An 18,017-nucleotide genomic window follows, 5' to 3' on the forward strand; every position below is an offset into this window, starting at 1 on the left:
CCCAACCCCGCCGGCCGCCCCCCCACAAAACAACACCGCGGCCTCAACCCGCCCTTATTCAGGCTCCTCCCGTGTTTGGGGGGGGGGGGGGGGGCCCCCCCCCCCCCACCCCGACGCTTTCGAGTCGAACCTCAATCGGCGGTGGTCAGCAGCTTGCGGACGTGCTCCACCGCCTGAGCTACCGGCACCAGTTGCGTCTCGCCGGTGGCCCGGCTGGTGACCTCGACGGTCCCCTCGGCGAGGCCGCGGGCACCGACCGTGATCCGGTACGGGATGCCGATCAGCTCGACGTCGCTGAACTTCACCCCGGGCCGCTCGTTGCGGTCGTCCAGCAGCACGTCCACCCGATCGGCCTGCAGCTGCCGGTACAGGTCCTCGGCGGCCTCGGCCACCGTCGCGTCGGTGACCCCCAGGACCACGACCGCGACCTCGAACGGGGCCACCGAAACCGGCCAGACGATGCCCTTCTCGTCGTGGTGCGTCTCCACGATCGACGCCATCGCCCGCTCGACGCCGATGCCGTAGCTGCCCATGGTCGGGACGACCCGGTCGCCGTTCGGGCCGAGCACGGTGACACCCAGCAGTTCGGTGTACTTGCGGCCGAGCTTGAAGATGTGGCCAACCTCGATGGTGACCACCACGTCGAGGGGTTCGCCGCAGGTGGGGCAGGGCTCGCCGGAGACGACCTCGCGCAGGTCCGCCCACCGCTGCACCGTGATGTCCCGTTCCACCGAGAGGCCCCGCAGGTGGACGCCGTCGGTGTTGGCGCCGGTGGTCATGTCGGTGCGCCCGCGCAGGGCCTCGTCCGCGAGGATCGGCAGGCCGGTGACGCCGACCGCCCCGAGGCTGCCGGGGGAGGCACCGAGCGCCGCCTGGATCTCCTCGGCGGTCGCCGGCCGCACAGCGGTGGCGGCCAGGGTGTCGATGAGCTTCTGCTCGACCAGGCTGTGGTCGCCGCGCAGGAGGACCAGGGTCAGCTGGTCGTCGACCACGTACACCAGCGTCTTGATCTGGCGATTGGCCGGGACGTCGTGGAGGCGCGTCAGCTCGTCGATGGTCCGGGCCTCGGGGGTGTCGAACCGATCGGGCACGTCCAGGCCGGGGCCGTCCACCACAGCGGCCAGGGCGGAGGTGGCCTTCTCGGTGTTCGCGGCGTAGCCGCAGCCGAGGCAGCGGACCACCAGGTCCTCACCGGCGGCGGAGGGGCTCATGAACTCCACCGACGCATTGCCGCCCATGCTCCCGCTGGACGCCTGCACCGCGATGGCGGGCAGCCCGAGCCGCTCGAAGATCCGCTCGTACGCGCCCCGGTGCAGGTCGAACGAGTGGTCCAGGCCCTCGTCGGCCGCGTCGAAGCTGTATGAGTCCTTCATGGTGAACTCGCGCACCCGCAGCAGGCCGCTCTTGGGCCGTGCCTCGTCGCGGAACTTGGTCTGGAACTGGTACCAGATCTGCGGTAGATCCCGGTACGAGCGCAGTTCCTGGGACAGGGCGGTGAAGATCTCCTCGTGCGTCATGCCGAGGGCCAGGTCCGCACCCTTGCGGTCCTTGAGCCGGAACATCTCCTCGCCCATCACCTCCCAGCGGCCGGTCCGCTGCCAGATCTCCGCCGGGTGCATGGCCGGCAGGACGAACTCCTGGGCACCGATCGCGGTCATCTCCTCGCGGATGATGTCCACGATCTTGGCGCGGACGCGCACGGCCAGCGGCAGCAGGGAGTAGTGGCCGGCCATGAGCTGCCGGACGAACCCTCCTCTCACCAGCAGGCGGTGACTCGCCGCATCCGCGTCCGCCGGGTCCTCCCGGAGAGTGGGCACGTACAGCTGGGACCATCGCATAGGACCGGAGACCGTCCTCTCGGTGAAGCTGCGGAGTGTCGCGGCGGCGCTCACGCCGACATCACGACGGGGAACGGATCCTAGTGGCGGAGCCCTGCCCGAATCACCCCATTTTGAGAAGCCCAGGTGAGAGGCGCCGTCAGGGTTGCACCTCGACACGTGACAGCCCGAACGGAGGCAGATGGCCGACAGCACAGCCGACCTGCCCAGCAGCGATCGGTCCGTCGAAGCCATCCGCCGCTACTACGACGCCCTCGCCGAGGGCGAAGAGGACCGGCTCAACAAGGACGTCGCCGGCAGAGTCTCCTTCGAGATCCACCGACGCTTCCTGCGCCCCTACCTGAGCGAAGGGCAGCGCGTGCTCGAGATCGGAGCCGGCCCCGGCCGGTTCACCACCGTGCTCGCCGAGCACGGCGCCCGCGTGGTGGTCACTGACATCTCACCCGTCCAGCTCCGCCTCAACGAAGCCAACGTGTCCGCCGCAGGAGCCGAGTACGCAGTCGAAGCCCGCCACACCCTGGACATTCGCGACACCACCCGCTTCCCCGACGACGCGTTCGACCTCGTCCTCGCCTACGGCGGCCCCCTGTCCTACGCCTTCGACCAGGAGCACCAGGCACTCGCCGGCCTCCTCCGGATCCTGAAGCCCGACGGCGTCCTAGTGGCCTCGGTGATGTCCTTGTGGGGGAGCTGGCGGGCCCGCCTCGCCGGTGCCACCCAGGTCGCGATCCGCCATGGCATCGACGTCGCCGACGCCGTGATCCGTACCGGCGACCTACGCCACGTGCCCGACGCGACCCACGTCTGCCACATGTTCACCTGGGAACAGATCGTCACTCTCATCACCGAGTGCGGCGGCACTGTCCTGGCAGGGTCAGCGAGCAACTGGGCGAGCCTCGAAGACCCAAACGTTCTGGCCGACATCGAACGATCTCCACAGCGCTGGGAGCGGTTCCTTGCCTACGAGACCGTTGCCTGTGCCAGCCTCGGTGCCCGCGATGGAGGCACCCATATCCTCGTTGCGGCACGGCCACGCGGCTGAGCTCCGGGACGGGACAGCCACCGTGGCATGTGTCGGCCGAGGACTTCTACGGCACGGCTCAGGCGCACAGCATGCTGCATCGGAAAGACGATCAACAAGCAGGGGAGTCTGGGCCTGCTGGCTGCATGGCTGCCCGCTGCCGAGGCCGAACTCCTGGCTCAAGCCGGCCAGGCAGAAGCCTGCCGACGGGCCCTGGACCTGGCAGCGACGACTCTCCCCGCCGGAGGAGCAGACCGAGATCCGGACATGTTGAGCATCTTCCTCAACGACGGTCACCTTGCCCGGTGGCGAGGTAACGTCCTCGCCCGCCTGGGCGACGACGCCGCGATGAGCGACCTGTACGACGCGCTCGGCAAAATGGACGCAACCTTCACGAGGGCGACGGCCGGCCTGCACTGCGATCTCGCCCAGGCCCACCTCGCCCGAGAGGAACAGAACGAGGCCATGAACCACAGACGCCAGGCGCGGCTCCTGGCCAACCGCACGGGGTCAGCCCGCCAACGCGCCCGAATCGACCAACTGGTCGGAAAGCTCAAAGCATCGCGGTGAGGGCGGCGATCTCCCGAGCTGTCACTGCCTACGGGAAGCCAGGACGTGCAGGAGCGCCACCAAGGTTCCCGAACCCATGAGCTTCCCCTCCGCCATGAGCATCGGGATCTCGGACATCGGCACCCACGCGACGTGGCCGGCCTCCTCACCGTCCTCGGGCGCGCCCACGAGAGTCGCCCCGTGACCGACGAATACCTCGTGCGGCGAGTCCACCATGCCGACCATCGGCTGGAAGGTGACCACGTGGTCGAGGTGACCCGGTCGCCAGCCGGTTTCCTCCTCGACCTCGCGCAGAGCAGCCCCCAGACCGTCCTCGCCGGGATCGACGATGCCACCAGGAAGCTCCCAGCCCCAGGACTGCGGTACGAAGCGGTACCGCCAGAGCATCAACACGCGGTCATCGGCATTCAGCACCGCGGCGATGGCCACACGCTTCAACCGCACGACGTGATGCTCGAAGCGCGCCACACCAGGCGGCTCAACGTCCACGAGCGCCAGCTGTACCCATGGGTTGTCATAGACCACGCGGTCGCCGTAGATCTTCCACGGCTCGAGCCCATCGGCCTGAGTGCTCATCAGCAATCACATCCTGGGAAAGCGGCAGCGGCCATAGTTGACCACACCTGCCGAGCGGGCGGCGCACGTTGAGCGCATGTGAAGCAGCCTCGTTCGTGGATGGTCGCGTGTCCGCCGCAGGAGCCGAGCACACAGTCGAAGCCCGCCACACCCTGGACATCCACCCGCTTCCCCGACGACGCGGCTGAGCTCCCAGACGGGACAGCCACCATGGCACGTGCCTGGCCGAGGAGTCCGACAGCGCGGTTCGGGCAGGCAGTGTCCTGGACCAGGAAGAAGATCAACAAGCGGGGGAACCTGGCCGCTGCTCGCTTGCGCCGTTTCTTTGTCCCAGGGGACGGATATCGTTGGCGAGTCGTTCCGCACAGGGGATACGACGCCCCGCGCAGGTTCACCCGGCAGGACACGCCCGGCGAGTACATGTCGAGCGCGCCCGAATCGGGTGACCAGCAGGAACACCACGGCCTTCGGGCCGCCGCCCTTTGACGAGCAAGGACACCCCCGACTGATGGCAGTGACCCAGCAGGAGATCGAGAACCGGCTGTGGGACGCCGCCGACGAGCTGCGTGTGGCGATGCCTGAATCGCAGTACTCCTCGGTCGTCTTCCCGCTGATGTTCTGGAAGTACCTGTCGGACACCTGGGAGCACCGCCGCCAGGAGTTCCAGGCCGAGAACCAGGGCCTGGACTACTCCGCTGAGGAAGCCCACGAGATCGAGTACCGCGACTACCAGTCGTTCGAGATCCCATTCATCCACCCCGGCACCGTCCACGAGCGTCGTTCCTCTTGGACGTCCATCCTCGCCACCGTCACCCGACCCGGCCTCGGCCAGCGGGTCCGCGCCTCCCTGCAGGCCATCGAAACGGCCAACCCTGACAAGTTCTCCCGCATCTTCGGGGCCATGACCTGGACGGCCGAAGAGGTGCTGCCGGGGGACGTCCTGGCAGCGGTCATGCAGGCGATGGACAGAGTCCCGAAGATGCACGAGGGCAACATGTCCTACGACGTGCTCGGTGGGGCGTACGAGTACCTGCTGAAGCGCTTCTCCGACGGGTCCGGCACCCGTGCCGGCCAGTTCTTCACCCCGCGCGAGGTCGTCGAGCTGCTCGTCGAGGTCCTGGACCCCCAAAACCGCGAATCGGTGTACGACCCGACGTGTGGGTCGGGCGGCATGCTCATCGCCTCCGCGAACCTCCTGAAGGCACACAACAAGCGTGGCTACACGCTCAAGCTGCACGGGCAGGAGGCCGTAGCGGACACCGCGGGTGTGGCACGCATGAACCTCTTCATGCACAACCTCACCGACTTCAAGGTTGAGGTTGGCGACACCCTGAAGGACCCGCGCTTCAAGAAGAAGTCGGACGGATCCGTCGAGCAGTTCGACGTAATCGTCGCCAACCCGCCTTACAGCCTGAAGTGGAAGCCCTGGACCAAGGACCCGCGTGCCATCGGCGGAGTCGCACCCCAGTCGTCGGCGGACTGGGCGTTCGTGCAGCACATGATCGCCAGCATGGACCCGATGAAGGGCCGTGCAGGCGTCGTCCTGCCTCACGGCGTCCTCTTCCGCGGCGGCCAGGAAGCAGCTATCCGCCAGCGAGTCCTGGACGACGACCTCCTGGAAGCCGTGATCGGGCTGCCGACGAATCTCTTCTACTCGACGGCCATCCCCACGGCGATCCTGGTGTTTCGAGCGTCCGGTACCAAGCCCCCGGAGCGCAAGGGCGGCGTGCTGTTCATCGATGCCTCCAAGCGGTTCACCAAGGCCAAGAACCGCAATGTCCTCACCAAGGTCGACATCGCCGACATGGTGCGCGCCTACCAGGCGGACTTCGACGCCGACGGCAACCCGGTGGACCTCGCCGTAGAAGCTGCTCTGCCAGCACGGTTCGTGTCCACCACGGAGATCGTGGCGAACGGGCACGACCTCAATATTGGTCGTTACATCAAGCAGTCCGCCGCCGAGCAAGAAGACCTCGGCACCCTCATCGATGCCTACAACGTCGCCCGCGCCGAACGGCAGAAGACCGAGGCTCGCATGCTCGCCGTGCTCGCCGACGCTGGGATCGAGGGTTTCGATGAGTAACGGTTACCCGCTTCGTCCGCTCGGATCGCTGATGCGCCTCGACATCCAGCGCACGCCGATGATTCCTTCAACCACCTACCGTCTGGCCGGGGTCCTGAACGCGGGACAGGGACTTGTTGCTAAAGGCGAACTCGACGGCGGAGACACAGAGTATTCGGCAATGAACGTGCTGCGCGTCGACCAGGTCGTGATGCGAAAGCTGACCGCGTGGGAAGGTCCGATCACCGTAGTACCTGCCGAGTTCGACGGATTCGTCGTCAGCAACGAGTTCCCGACATTCACGCTTGGCCCGGAACTGGTACCCGACTGGTTTAGGCACGTCTGCCGCTCACCGCGACTGTGGACAGAAATGAAGAATCGGGTGAGTGGGACAGTTCAACGACGCAAGCGCCTTAACCCAGAGCAACTGTTGCAGATCGAGCTCCCGATCCCACCCCGCGAGGTGCAAGCGGGGATCGTCCAGGTACTCGACTCAGTTGACGACCAGATCACCGCACTCGACGAAGAGGCCGATGCGCTGGACCGCGTATCGATGGCCGTTGCCGAGGACCTGCTCTCCAACGAAGCAATCGTGGCGCTCGGAACGATGCTCGACGACATTCAAGGGGGCAGGAGTCCCCAAGCAAACACAAGGCCCCCGCGCGCTGATGAGCTTGGCGTGTTGAAGGTCAGCGCGGTCACACCTTTCCGGTTCCTCGCGGAAGAGTCCAAAGCCCTTCTTCCTGGCACGTCCATGCCCCCGTCCGCGGTTGTCCAGCCCGGCGACGTACTCATCACGCGAGCGAACACGCCTGTTCGAGTCGGGGCCGTCGCGCGAGTCCCTGGCGATGTTCGGAACGGCCTCTACCTTGCCGACAAGACTCTTCGACTCATCCCGTCGTCAAAATTGGACCCGGACTTCCTCGTAGTGGCGATGGCGCTGAAGCTGGCCAGGACCCATCTCACGGATTCGGCTTCAGGCACCAGCGCCTCAATGGTCAACGTCAGCCAGGATCGCATCCGTGAGACACCGATCCCGCTTCCAGACCTGGACCGGCAGCGGGAGGTTTCCTCCGCCGTCCTGTCCGTTCGTGCGAACGCCGATGCGGTCCGTACTGAGACCGCACGCCTCCTGAATACACGATCCAGCCTGCTGGCGGGGCTGCTGGACCGCACCATCTAAATTTGAGTCTGCCGAACTGGGGGTCTGAGCTGTGGCGAAGGGCATTCGGGAGCGCGAGTTCCAGAACTTGATGATCCGGTGGTCCCTCCCTATGGGCTGGGGCTTCACCGCGGGGCGGGCGTTGCCGCGTGAGACGACGCAGACAGTAATTGCCTCTCAGCTGCGAGATGCCATCGTCAGGTTGAACCCCGGGGTGATCGGGGGGTTCGACGTGGACGCCGTGGTCGAGGAAATCGTCGCGACGGTCAATGCTGTCGAAGGCGGACTGGTTCGGGCCAACGAGCAGGTACTGCGCCTGCTGCGCGGCCACAAGGAGTTCCGGGACGCCGATGGCGTGTGGCACGCCCTGAAGGTCATCGACCTCGAGCACCCGACCGCCAACACGCTGGTCGTGTCCGACGAGGTGACCATAACCGTCCCCGGCAAGACCTCCCGCCGCTTCGACCTCGTGTACTGGGTCAACGGCCTGCCCCTCGTCGTGGTCGAGGTGAAGTCACCGACCGCAAAGTCCGGGTGGGTCGACGCCGCCAACGAGATCAACAACGTGTATGCCACCGAGTACCCCTGGTTCTTCACGCCCAACGTGTTCGCCGTCGCATCCGATGGGCTGAAGCTGCGGTTCGGTGCCGCCGGCTCGCCCACGAACCTGTGGCAGCCGTTCCGGTCCACCGCCGACGACGAGAACCTGTCCGGGCAGGCCGACGTGAAGCGCTCCGTCGAGCTGCTCATGAATCCGGCCACGATCCTGGACATGCTCGCCAACTTCGTCCTCTTCGACACGGCAGGGGGTGGGGCCGACATCAAGTACCTGCCCCGCTATCCGCAGATGGAGGCCGCCCACCTGATCCACGAGCGGGTTCTGGAGGGCGGGTCGAAAGGTCTGGTCTGGCACCACCAAGGGTCGGGGAAGACGCTGCTGATGGTCTTCGCCGCCTCGCTGCTGCTGGCCGACACCCGCACCGATTCACCCACGATCATCCTGCTCTCGGACCGGACCCACCTCGTGCGGCACACCGCCGGAGTGTTCACCTCCGCCATGGGGGATGCCTACTTCCACCGGCCCAAGACCAGCCAGAAGCTGCGTTCCCTGCTGGCCGGCGACGTGCGCGGTGTCATCTCCACGACCGTCCACAAGTTCGCCGACGCCGGCGAGAAACTGTCGACCAGGGCCAACATCATCGTGCTGGTCGACGAGGCACACCGCACCCAGTCCGACAAGGAGAAGTCCCTGGCCGGGCAGATGCGCGCAGCGCTGCCGAACGCGAAGTTCTTCGGCATGACCGGCACCCCCGTACGGAACCTCGCCACTGACACCTTCGCCCTCTTCGGCGAGGAGGCCGACCCGGGCAGGGTGCTGCACCGCTACTCGGTGTCCCGGTCTCTGCTGGACGAGGCGACCGTGCCGGTCGTGCTGGACCCGCGCCCGGTCGTCTTCGAGATGAACGACCAGGAGTTGCAGGCCGAGTTCGACCAGTTCGCCGACGACTTCGATCTCGATGACCCCGACCGTGAGACGCTGTCCCGCAAGTTCGGCCGTCTCACCTCGGTCTTCGCCAACCCCGACCGCATCCACGCGGTCTGCCAGGACATCGTGGACCACTACCTGGCCGGCGCCTACCGCAACGGCCTCAAGGCCCAGGTCGTCGCCTTCAACCGCGAGCTGGCCGTGGCATACATGGAGAAGATCAACGAGCTGCTGGCCGGCTTCGAGGCGTCACAGGTGCTCGCCAAAGTAGGGAAGCACGCCAGGATCACCGCCGAGGTGAACATCTCCGTCTCGGATGCCAAGGACGAAGTCGCCGCCATGAAGCCGTTCCAGCTCTCGGAGGCCGAGGAGGAGGAGCAGAAGCGGCGGTTCCTCTCCCCGGACGACCCGCTGTGCTTCCTGGTGGTGACCGCAAAGCTGATGACGGGCTTCGACGCCCCGAACGAGGGCGTGCTCTACCTGGACAAGCCCTTGAAGGCCCACAGCCTGTTCCAGACCATCACCCGCCCGAACCGCACCTGGGTGTCCCCGACGGGGTTCGTGAAGACCCGCGGCGTGGTCGTGGACTACATCGGCCTGGCCGAAGAGGTCCAGCGGGCCGTCGTCGACCCCACCTCGAAGGGAGCCGGCAAGGGCGGCGGATTCGTCACTGACTTGTCCGAGCTGGTCGCCGAGTTCCGCACCACCTTCGCCCGCATCGAAGACCTCCTCGCGGACGTGGACGGCCTCGACCTCACAGTCCACGGTTACGAGTCCGTACGGGCCATCAACGTCTTCCTGGACGCCAACCCTGACGCGGCCGAGGTGTTCACGAAGGACTACCGGCTCCTGGCCCGCCTGTACCCGCTCATCAACACCGACAAGCGGGTCGCCAAGTACCAGGACGGCTTCGGGCTGTTCGGATCCGTGTACACGACTCTGTTCAAGAAGTCCTCCGACGAGGAGAGGAAGGAACGGCTGGGCGAGCTGGGGCCGATGGTTCTGGAGATCATCAACGCTCACGTCCACTCCTTCTCCGTGGCCGCCTCCCAGGAGGAAGCCCTCGTCCTGGACGCCCAGGGCATTGTCATCCTGAAGGAGCTGCTGGCCCTCGTCCGCCCCAAGCCCGACAAGGGTGACGGTGAGGAAAAGACGCCGCCGTCCGCGGCGGAGATCCTGGAGCACATCAAGGCCGCCCTCGACAAGGGCGTCGAACCGGGGTCCGCGAAGTACACCGCCCTCGCGGAGCGGATAAGGCTGCTGCGCGACCGGATCATCCAGAACGCCCAGGACGCCCTGGACTTCCTGTCCGAAGCACTCCGAATCGCCCGCGCCATCGTGGACGCCGAGAAGCACCCCAACACGGCCGTCGTCGTGCTGGACGACGACCACGTGGGTGTCCTGTCACGGATCATCCACGACCACGCACCGGCCGGCCTCACAGTCACCGAGAGGAACCTGGCCGAGGAGATCGACCAGGTGGTCACCCGCACCCTCGCCCGGTCATGGGACAACGCCGACGCTCGTAACCGGGGCGCCCGCCGCGCCACCGCCGCAGTCTTCCGCCGGTACATGCTGAAGCCGGTAGGGGAGCCATATGACTCCACCGTCGCCTACATCGAGGCCCACTACCTCGTCGACTGACGAAAGCACGGCCGCCAGGAGGGCGTGGCCCACGTCATCGCCTTCCTGGTGGAGAACACCTACACCACCGGCACCGGCGTCAGCTTGATCGTGGACTGCGGAGCGTGGCTGCAGACGGCCTGAGCCGGACGTGCGAAGGGTCCGGGCCGGGTACGTCGGTCCGGACCCTTCGCTGCGGCGTCAGCGTCCCAGGTTGGTGTCGGCGGGGATGGTGCCGAGGCGGCCAGCCTGGAAGTCCTCCATGGCCTGCTGGAGCTCGCGGTGACTGTTCATCACGAACGGGCCGTAGTGGGCGACCGGCTCGCGGATCGGCAGTCCGCCGAGCAACACCAGCTCGAAGTTGGCGCTGCGCGAGTCCTGCTGCTCGTCGGCGCGGATGGTGAGCGAGTCACCCTCGCCGAAAACCACGGCCTGGCCCATGTGGAACGGCCGCCGCTCCTCGCCGGCCGAGCCGCTGCCGGCCAGCCCGTAGGCCAGCGCGTTGAAGTCGGCCCGCCACGGCAGGGTGACCTGGGCGCCGGGGTTCACCGACACGTGGATCATCGTGATCGGGGTGTGGGTGGCACCGGGGCCCTGGTGGCCGTCGATATCGCCGGCAATCAGCCGGACCAGCGCGCCGCCGTCCGAGGAGCCCAGCAGCTTGACACTGGTGCCGCGGATGTCCTGGTACTTGGGCGCGATCATCTTGTCGGCGGCGGGCAGGTTGACCCAGAGCTGCAGCCCGTGGAAGAGGCCGCCGGACAGCACCAGCGACTCTGGCGGGGTCTCGATGTGGAGCAGCCCGGAGCCGGCGGTCATCCACTGGGTGTCGCCGTCGGTGATCACCCCGCCGCCGCCGTGCGAGTCCTGGTGGATGAAGGTGCCGTCGATGATGTACGTGACGGTCTCGAAGCCCCGGTGCGGATGCCAGGGAGTCCCCTTCGGCTCGCCAGCCTGATAGTCCACCTCGCCCATCTGGTCCATCATGATGAACGGGTCGAGGTACTTGGTGTTGATCTTGGCGAAGGCGCGGCGGACGGGGAAGCCTTCACCCTCGAAGCCCTCGGGGGCGGTGGAGACGGCCAGGACGGGGCGGGCGACGGAGCCCTCGGCGGGGGCCGCGATGCGCGGCAGGATCAGCGGGTTCTCAACGGTCACGGCAGGCATGCCGGCCTCCTCAGTTGGGTTGGAATGCGATGTTCGTCCTGCGTCGCCGCAGGTCAGAGCCCTCTTGCGACTAGTCCCCCAACTGGACTAGCTTTTCGGCTCGCCGGCCGCATAATCCACCTCGCCCATCTGGTCCATCATGATGAACGGGTCGAGGTACTTCTGGTTGATCTTGGCGAAGGCGCGGCGGACGGGGAAGCCCTCGCCTTCGAAGCCCTCGGGGGCGGTCGCCACGGTGAGGACCGGCCGTGCGCTCGTGACGGCGGGGTCCGGCGTGGCGACGCGCGGGAGGGTCAGCGGGTTGTCGACGGTCACGGCGGGCATGTCGGCCTCCTTCGGGGGGTGTCTGGCCTACGTGCACGAGGTTAGTTCAATTCTCAACAACAAGCAAGTTGAAAATTGAACTAAGTAGTGACGGAGGAGCGGGGGCTCCTCTTCCAGGATGGGTCAGCCGTACATCCGGCGCATCGTGAAGTCGACCATCTGCTCGACGGCCTTGGCGTCGAACACCATCCGGTGCTCGCCCTCCATGTCCAGTGCGAAGCCGTAGCCGGTCGGCAGCAGGTCCAGGACCTCGGCGCCGGTCACGGTGAAGTGCTTGGACTCCTTGCCCGCGTAACGGCGCAGCTCCTTCAGCGAGCTGAACATCGGGATCACCGGCGTCGGGGTGTTGTGCAGCGCCAGGAAGCCGGGGCGGTCGCCGCGGGGGCAGTGCACCTTCGAGGTGATGAAGATCGCCTGGAAGTCCTCGACCGCCATCGAGCCGGTGGTGAAGGCCCGCACGGCGTCCGCGAGTGAGGGCGGCGAGGGTTCGGGGTACAGGGACTGCTGGGGGGGCTGCGACTGCCCGCCGTAGGCGTCGGGTCCGGGCATGCCGTTCATGCCCTGCTGCGGTTCCGCCTGCTGCTGGTAGGGGTCGCCCGGGTATGTGTTCTGGTCATATCCGTACACACGGACAGGCTAGCGGGAGCGCACCCTCTTGTGCTGGCATCGATCCTGACAAGGAGTGGTCGCCCCGACTGTGGGACGTGACCACGTTCATAGCGGATTCACCGGCGGGGGCTTGCCCAAGTTACCGCTGGGTAGCATCATGATGCCTACTGGTGGGTACGGGACGCCGGAACGCGGCGGTCTCCCGGAAGCGACGAACCGGAGATAACGGCCATGGGTCACTACAAGTCCAACCTGCGGGACGTGGAGTTCAACCTCTTCGAGGTGTTCGGCCGCGAGCAGGTGTACGGCACCGGACCGTTCGCGGACATGGACGTCGAGACCGCGAAGAACATCCTCAGCGAGATCGCACGCCTCGCCGAGAACGACCTCGCGGCGTCCTTCGCCGACACCGACCGCAACCCGCCGGTGTTCGACCCGGAGACCAACACCGCGCCGGTCCCGGCCACCTTCAAGAAGAGCTACCAGACCTTCATGGACGCCGAGTGGTGGCGTCTGGGCATCCCGGAGTCGATCGGTGGCCAGGTCACCCCGAACTCGCTGATCTGGGCCTTCGCCGAGCAGATCCTGGGCTCCAACCCGGCCATCTGGATGTACTCCTCCGGCCCGGCCTTCGCCGGCGTCATCGCCGAGGAGGGCACCGAGGAGCAGCTCGAGGTCGCCAAGCGGATGACCGACCGCCTGTGGGGCTCCACCATGGTCCTCACCGAGCCCGACGCGGGCTCCGACGTGGGCGCCGGCCGCACCAAGGCGATCCAGCAGGAGGACGGCTCCTGGCACATCGAGGGCGTGAAGCGCTTCATCACCTCGGGCGAGCACGACATGTCCGAGAACATCATCCACATGGTGCTGGCCCGCCCCGAGGGCGGCAAGCCGGGCACCAAGGGCCTGGGCCTGTTCATCGTCCCCAAGTTCGACTTCGACTGGGAGACCGGCGAGCTGGGCGAGCGCAACGGCGTCTACGCCACCAACGTCGAGCACAAGATGGGCCTCAAGGCCTCGAACACCTGCGAGATGACCTTCGGTGCCAAGCACCCGGCCAAGGGCTGGCTGCTCGGCGAGAAGGTCGACGGCATCCGCCAGATGTTCAAGATCATCGAGTTCGCCCGCATGATGGTCGGCACGAAGGCCATCGCCACCCTCTCCACCGGCTACCTGAACGCCCTGGAGTACGCCAAGGAGCGCGTGCAGGGCGCCGACATATCGCAGTTCCTGGACAAGACCGCCCCGCGCGTCACCATCACCCACCACCCGGACGTGCGCCGCTCGCTGCTGACCCAGAAGGCCTACGCCGAGGGCATGCGCGCGCTGGTCCTGTTCACCGCGTCCACCCAGGACGACATGATGGCCGCCAAGCTGCGCGGCGAGAGCGACGAGGCCGCCGAGCGCCTCAACGACCTGCTGCTGCCGATCGTCAAGGGCTACGGCTCGGAGAAGTCCTACGAGCAGCTCGCCCAGTCGCTCCAGACCTTCGGCGGCTCCGGGTACCTCCAGGAGTACCCGATCGAGCAGTACATCCGGGACGCCAAGATCGACACCCTGTACGAGGGCACCACGGCGATCCAGGGCCAGGACTTCTTCTTCCGCAAGATCGTCAAGGACGGCGGCCAGGCGCTCACCGCGCTGAACGAGCAGATCCAGAAGTTCATCGGCTCCGCCGAGGGCGGCGACGCCCTGGCCGCCGAGCGCGACCTGCTCGCCAAGGCCGCGGGCGACCTGGAGGCCATCGTCGGCAAGCTGATCGCCGACCTGACCTCGGTCGAGCAGGACGTCAAGAACATGTACAAGGTGGGCCTCAACACCACCCGCCTGCTGATGGTCTCCGGCGACGTCGTGGTCGGCTGGCTGCTGCTGCGCCAGGCCGCGGTGGCCCTGGCCAAGCTGGAGGCCGGCGCCTCGGAGAAGGACGTCCCCTTCTACCAGGGCAAGGTCGCGGCGGCCCGCTTCTTCGCCAAGAACGTCCTGCCGACCGTCGCCCCGCAGCGACTGATCGCCGAGGGCATCGACAACGAGATCATGGAGCTGGCGGAGGAGGCCTTCTAGGCCACCCGTCCCGGGGCCACCCGCCACCGCCCTTCCCGGGGCGCGCCGTGCGGGACGCCTCCCGGCATTCGAACCGCCTGACACACCCTCGCACCGAAGGGCCCGGCTGCCACCGGGCCCTTCGGTGTGTCCGCGGCCGCGGTCCGGAGGACGGAAACCACCGGCCGCGCGGGCCGGTTCGCGGTTGAGGCGTTCCGAATGCCGTGTCCGTGTACGGGCATATGCTCAGGTGCGAAGTCGACTCCCCATCCGGCTTCGGCCCTCACTCGACCCAGGAGCAGTATGTCGACCGCCGCCCGCCAGGCATTTTTCGACCGGACGCACAGCGACGACCTGATCGCGTTCCTCGGCACCTCGCCCTCGCCGTACCACGCGGTGGCGAGCGCCGCGGAGCGGCTGGAGAAGGCGGGCTTCCGGCAGGTCGCCGAGACGGACGCGTGGGACGACGCGGCCGGCGGGCGCTACCTGATCCGCGGGGGCGCGCTGATCGCCTGGTACCTGCCGCAGGGGGCGGGCCCCGAGACCCCGTTCCGGATCGTCGGCACCCACACCGACTCGCCCAACCTGCGGGTCAAGCCCGTCCCGGACACCGGTTCCGAGGGCTGGCGGCAGGTCGCGGTGGAGATCTACGGCGGCGTCCCGCTGAACACCTGGCTGGACCGCGACCTCGGTCTCTCCGGCCGGCTCGCGCTCAAGGACGGCACCGTCCGGCTGGTCCAGCTGGACGAGCCGCTGCTGCGCGTCCCGCAGCTCGCCATCCACCTGGACCGCCAGGTCAACGAGGGCATGAAGCTCGACAAGCAGCGCCACCTCACCCCGATCTGGGGCCTCGGCCCGGTCGACGAGGGCGCGCTGATCTCCTACGTCGCCGGGCGGGCCGGTCTGGCCGCCGCCGACGTGGTCGGCTGGGACCTCATGACCCACGACGTCCAGCCCGCCTCCTACCTGGGCCGCGACCGCGAGCTGCTGGCCGCCCCGCGCCTGGACAACCTGCTCTCGGTGCACGCGGCCACCGCCGCGCTCGCCGCCGTCGCCACCGCCGACGGCGCCGCCGACCTGCCGTACATCCCGGTGCTGGCCGCCTTCGACCACGAGGAGACCGGCAGCGAGTCCGACACCGGCGCGCAGAGCCCCCTGCTCGGCAACGTCATGGACCGGACGATCCACGCGCGCGGCGGCACCACCGAGGACCGGGCCCGGGCGCTCGCCGGCACCGTCTGCCTCTCCTCGGACATGGGCCACGCCGTCCACCCGAACTACAGCGAGCGGCACGAGCCGGGCCACCACCCGATGCCGAACGGCGGGCCGATCCTCAAGGTCAACGTCAACAACCGCTACGCGACCGACGGCGTCGGCCGGGCGGTGTTCGCCGCCGCCTGCGAGAAGGCCGGCGTGCCGTGGCAGAGCTTCGTCTCCAACAACGCCATGCCCTGCGGGACGACGATCGGCCCGATCACGGCGGCGCGACTGGGCATCAGGACGGTGGACTGCGGCATCGCGGCGCTCTCCATGCACTCGGCGCGCGAGCTGTGCGGGGCGGAGGACCCGTACCTGCTGGCGAGCGCGCTCAAGGCCTTCCTGGAGGGCTGAGAACGGCGGCGAGCGGGGCCCGGCGGTCGTCCGCCGGGCCCCTTCGCGTCGTTCCGCGCCGTTCCGCGAAGCCGCGCGTCGTCCGGTGTTACTCCATCCCGGCGAGGACCAGCGGCAGGCGGCGGGCGCCGTCGGCCACCAGCGTCACCGGCACGCCCCAGTCCTGCTGGTGCACGTGGCAGGCCGGGTACTCGATCTCCGGGTCGTCGTCGCAGGAGGCGGCCATCGCCGAGACGTGCAGCACGCCCTCGGTGACCTCGGCGGAGAGCACCAGTTCACGGGAGAGGTCGGTGTCCGCGCCCGCGCCGGAGACCAGCAGCTCGGGCGGGGTCGCGCTGACCAGCAGCCGGGTGGAGGGGCCGTAGCGCTCGTCCAGCTTCTGGCCGTTCGGCGCCTCGAAGACCACGTCCAGCCGGAAGGCGCCCGGGGCGACCTCGGTGGCCGCGCGCCGGGTGCGGTGCGCCACCGACTCGACCTGCACCGCCTCCTCCGGCAGCCGCAGCCTGGTCAGCCGGTGCCGGGCCGACTCGACCACCACGATGTCCCCGTCCACCAGGACCGCCCCGGAGGGCTCGCGCAGGTCGGTGGCCAGGGTGCTGACCTCGCCGCTCGCCGGGTCGTAGCGGCGCAGCGCGTGGTTGTAGGTGTCGGCGACGGCCACCGAGCCGTCCGGCAGCACGGTGACGCCCAGCGGGTGCTGGAACAGTGCCTGACCGGCCGCGCCGTCGCGGTGGCCGAAGTCGAACAGGCCGCTGCCGACGGCGGTGCGGACCGCCTTTGTTTCACGTGAAACCCAGCGCAGCGAGGAGGTCTCGGAGTCGGCGACCCAGAGCCGCTCGCCGTCCGCCGACACCGCGAGGCCGGACGGCTGGGCGAACCAGGCCTCGGCGGCGGGCCCGTCCACCAGGCCCTCGTTGGTGGTGCCGGCCGCGACCGCGACGGTGCCGGCGGCCGGGTCGTACGACCACAGCTGGTGCACGCCGGCCATCGCGATCCACACCCGGCCGTCGAACCAGGCGACGTCCCACGGCGAGGAGAGGTCCACCTCGCGGGCCGTGCCCTCGGTGGCCGAGCCCTGCCACCACTGGCGGCCGGTGCCGGCCAGGGTGGTCACCCGGCCGTCGGCGAGACGGACACCGCGCAGGGCGTGGTTGACGGTGTCGGCCACGACCACGTCGTAGTCGTACGGGTGGCCCTCGGGGAGCAGCGCGAGGCCCTGCGGCTCGCTGAACCGCGGGCCGGCGCCGTCCGCGCCGTCGCCGTTCACCAGGCCGCGCTGCCCGTCGCCGATCCGGCGCACCACCGTCTCGCCGTCCTCGGCCAGCTCGACCAGCGAGTGGTGGCCGGAGTCGGCGACCAGGAAGTGGCCGTTCGGCAGCCGGACCGCCTTGCCGGGGAACTTGAGGTCCCCGGCGCTCGGCTCCGGCGCCACGTACGGGCCGTCGCCGCGGCGCAGCGTGCCCTTCGCGGCGTGCTCGGCCTCCAGCTCCTCGACCCGCCGGGCGAGCGCGTGGGCGTGGCCCTCGCCGGCGTGCTGGGCGACCACGTAGCCCTCCGGGTCGATCACCACCAGCGTCGGCCAGGCCCGGACGGCGTACTGCTTCCAGGTCACCAGCGCCGGGTCGTCCAGTACCGGGTGGTGCACCTCGTAGCGGGCGACGGCGTCGACGACCGCCTGGTGGTCGGCCTCGTGCACGAACTTCGGCGAGTGCACCCCGACGATCACCACGGTGTCGCGGTGCTTCTCCTCCAGCTCCCGCAGCTCGTCCAGGACGTGCAGACAGTTGATGCAGCAGAAGGTCCAGAAGTCCAGGATGGTGATCTTGCCCCGGAAGTCGGCGAGCGCTAGCTCCTTGCCGCCGGTGTTCAGCCAACCGCCTGCCCCGACCAGCTCGGGGGCGCGTACACGTGCACGAGATGCCATGCGT

General features: G+C 68.3%; 12 protein-coding genes and 1 pseudogene. 7 read left to right on the plus strand and 6 right to left on the minus strand.

Annotation, left to right across the window (positions count from 1 at the left end):
* Nucleotides 1-131: 131 nt before the first annotated feature.
* Nucleotides 132-1,838 (minus strand): proline--tRNA ligase, encoded by a 1,707-nt coding sequence (locus ACFVHV_RS15840; RefSeq protein ID WP_380351631.1) that lies wholly within the window; start codon nucleotides 1,836-1,838, stop codon nucleotides 132-134.
* Between the two features lie 181 nt (nucleotides 1,839-2,019).
* Between ACFVHV_RS15840 and ACFVHV_RS15845 the strand changes: the two genes are divergently transcribed.
* Both ACFVHV_RS15845 and ACFVHV_RS15850 read left to right on the plus strand, forming a co-directional pair.
* Nucleotides 2,020-2,880, plus strand: a complete 861-nt coding sequence (locus tag ACFVHV_RS15845) for a class I SAM-dependent methyltransferase (protein ID WP_380351632.1) — start codon at nucleotides 2,020-2,022, stop codon at nucleotides 2,878-2,880.
* Nucleotides 2,881-3,126: 246 nt separating this feature from the next.
* The gene (locus ACFVHV_RS15850; protein ID WP_380351634.1) at nucleotides 3,127-3,429 is read left to right on the plus strand and encodes a hypothetical protein; all 303 of its coding nucleotides are present in this window, start codon (nucleotides 3,127-3,129) and stop codon (nucleotides 3,427-3,429) included.
* 21 nt (nucleotides 3,430-3,450) lie between these two features.
* Here ACFVHV_RS15850 and ACFVHV_RS15855 read toward each other — a convergent pair whose 3' ends face one another.
* The gene (locus ACFVHV_RS15855; RefSeq protein ID WP_380351636.1) at nucleotides 3,451-4,005 is read right to left on the minus strand and encodes an NUDIX hydrolase; all 555 of its coding nucleotides are present in this window, start codon (nucleotides 4,003-4,005) and stop codon (nucleotides 3,451-3,453) included.
* A gap of 508 nt (nucleotides 4,006-4,513) precedes the next feature.
* On the opposite strand from ACFVHV_RS15855, the gene ACFVHV_RS15860 reads away from it, so the two are divergent.
* From ACFVHV_RS15860 to ACFVHV_RS15870, 3 genes are all read left to right on the plus strand, one after another.
* Complete coding sequence (locus ACFVHV_RS15860; protein WP_380351638.1) at nucleotides 4,514-6,088, plus strand: N-6 DNA methylase; 1,575 nt, start codon at nucleotides 4,514-4,516, stop codon at nucleotides 6,086-6,088.
* A gap of 31 nt (nucleotides 6,089-6,119) precedes the next feature.
* A complete protein-coding gene (locus ACFVHV_RS15865) occupies nucleotides 6,120-7,250 on the plus strand; it encodes a restriction endonuclease subunit S (protein WP_380351639.1) in 1,131 nt (376 codons plus the stop codon).
* Nucleotides 7,251-7,320: 70 nt separating this feature from the next.
* A complete protein-coding gene (locus ACFVHV_RS15870) occupies nucleotides 7,321-10,359 on the plus strand; it encodes a type I restriction endonuclease subunit R (RefSeq protein WP_380351676.1) in 3,039 nt (1,012 codons plus the stop codon).
* Between the two features lie 180 nt (nucleotides 10,360-10,539).
* Here ACFVHV_RS15870 and ACFVHV_RS15875 read toward each other — a convergent pair whose 3' ends face one another.
* The 3 genes and pseudogenes from ACFVHV_RS15875 to ACFVHV_RS15885 all read right to left on the minus strand — a co-directional run bounded on the left by ACFVHV_RS15875 (nucleotide 10,540) and on the right by ACFVHV_RS15885 (nucleotide 12,456).
* Nucleotides 10,540-11,505, minus strand: a complete 966-nt coding sequence (locus tag ACFVHV_RS15875) for a pirin family protein (RefSeq protein ID WP_380351640.1) — start codon at nucleotides 11,503-11,505, stop codon at nucleotides 10,540-10,542.
* 108 nt (nucleotides 11,506-11,613) lie between these two features.
* Nucleotides 11,614-11,829, minus strand: a pseudogene (locus ACFVHV_RS15880) (pirin family protein); the annotation flags it as partial.
* 123 nt (nucleotides 11,830-11,952) lie between these two features.
* Nucleotides 11,953-12,456, minus strand: coding sequence for an SseB family protein (locus ACFVHV_RS15885; protein WP_380351642.1), 504 nt, complete (start codon nucleotides 12,454-12,456; stop codon nucleotides 11,953-11,955).
* Between the two features lie 213 nt (nucleotides 12,457-12,669).
* On the opposite strand from ACFVHV_RS15885, the gene ACFVHV_RS15890 reads away from it, so the two are divergent.
* Nucleotides 12,670-14,499, plus strand: a complete 1,830-nt coding sequence (locus ACFVHV_RS15890) for an acyl-CoA dehydrogenase (RefSeq protein ID WP_359898008.1) — start codon at nucleotides 12,670-12,672, stop codon at nucleotides 14,497-14,499.
* A 282-nt stretch (nucleotides 14,500-14,781) separates the two neighbouring features.
* Nucleotides 14,782-16,089 (plus strand): M18 family aminopeptidase, encoded by a 1,308-nt coding sequence (locus tag ACFVHV_RS15895; protein WP_380351644.1) that lies wholly within the window; start codon nucleotides 14,782-14,784, stop codon nucleotides 16,087-16,089.
* A gap of 88 nt (nucleotides 16,090-16,177) precedes the next feature.
* On the opposite strand, the gene ACFVHV_RS15900 is transcribed toward ACFVHV_RS15895, so the two are convergent.
* Entirely contained in the window at nucleotides 16,178-18,013 is a 1,836-nt protein-coding gene (locus ACFVHV_RS15900) for an NHL domain-containing thioredoxin family protein (protein ID WP_380351646.1), read from the minus strand.
* Between the last annotated feature and the right edge of the window lie 4 nt (nucleotides 18,014-18,017).

Origin of the sequence: Kitasatospora sp. NPDC127116 (assembly GCF_042677365.1) — a bacterium.
Taxonomy (GTDB): Bacteria; Actinomycetota; Actinomycetes; order Streptomycetales; family Streptomycetaceae; genus Kitasatospora; species Kitasatospora lactacystinica.

Excerpts from the sequence above, each read along its gene's own strand:
- ACFVHV_RS15840 (WP_380351631.1), bottom strand. The coding sequence starts at position 1,838 with ATGCGATGGTCCCAGCTGTACGTGCCCACTCTCCGGGAGGACCCGGCG.
- ACFVHV_RS15845 (WP_380351632.1), top strand. The coding sequence starts at position 2,020 with ATGGCCGACAGCACAGCCGACCTGCCCAGCAGCGATCGGTCCGTCGAA.
- ACFVHV_RS15850 (WP_380351634.1), top strand. The coding sequence starts at position 3,127 with ATGTTGAGCATCTTCCTCAACGACGGTCACCTTGCCCGGTGGCGAGGT.
- ACFVHV_RS15855 (WP_380351636.1), bottom strand. The coding sequence starts at position 4,005 with ATGAGCACTCAGGCCGATGGGCTCGAGCCGTGGAAGATCTACGGCGAC.
- ACFVHV_RS15860 (WP_380351638.1), top strand. The coding sequence starts at position 4,514 with ATGGCAGTGACCCAGCAGGAGATCGAGAACCGGCTGTGGGACGCCGCC.
- ACFVHV_RS15865 (WP_380351639.1), top strand. The coding sequence starts at position 6,120 with ATGCGCCTCGACATCCAGCGCACGCCGATGATTCCTTCAACCACCTAC.
- ACFVHV_RS15870 (WP_380351676.1), top strand. The coding sequence starts at position 7,321 with ATGATCCGGTGGTCCCTCCCTATGGGCTGGGGCTTCACCGCGGGGCGG.
- ACFVHV_RS15875 (WP_380351640.1), bottom strand. The coding sequence starts at position 11,505 with ATGCCTGCCGTGACCGTTGAGAACCCGCTGATCCTGCCGCGCATCGCG.
- ACFVHV_RS15890 (WP_359898008.1), top strand. The coding sequence starts at position 12,670 with ATGGGTCACTACAAGTCCAACCTGCGGGACGTGGAGTTCAACCTCTTC.
- ACFVHV_RS15895 (WP_380351644.1), top strand. The coding sequence starts at position 14,782 with ATGTCGACCGCCGCCCGCCAGGCATTTTTCGACCGGACGCACAGCGAC.
- ACFVHV_RS15900 (WP_380351646.1), bottom strand. The coding sequence starts at position 18,013 with ATGGCATCTCGTGCACGTGTACGCGCCCCCGAGCTGGTCGGGGCAGGC.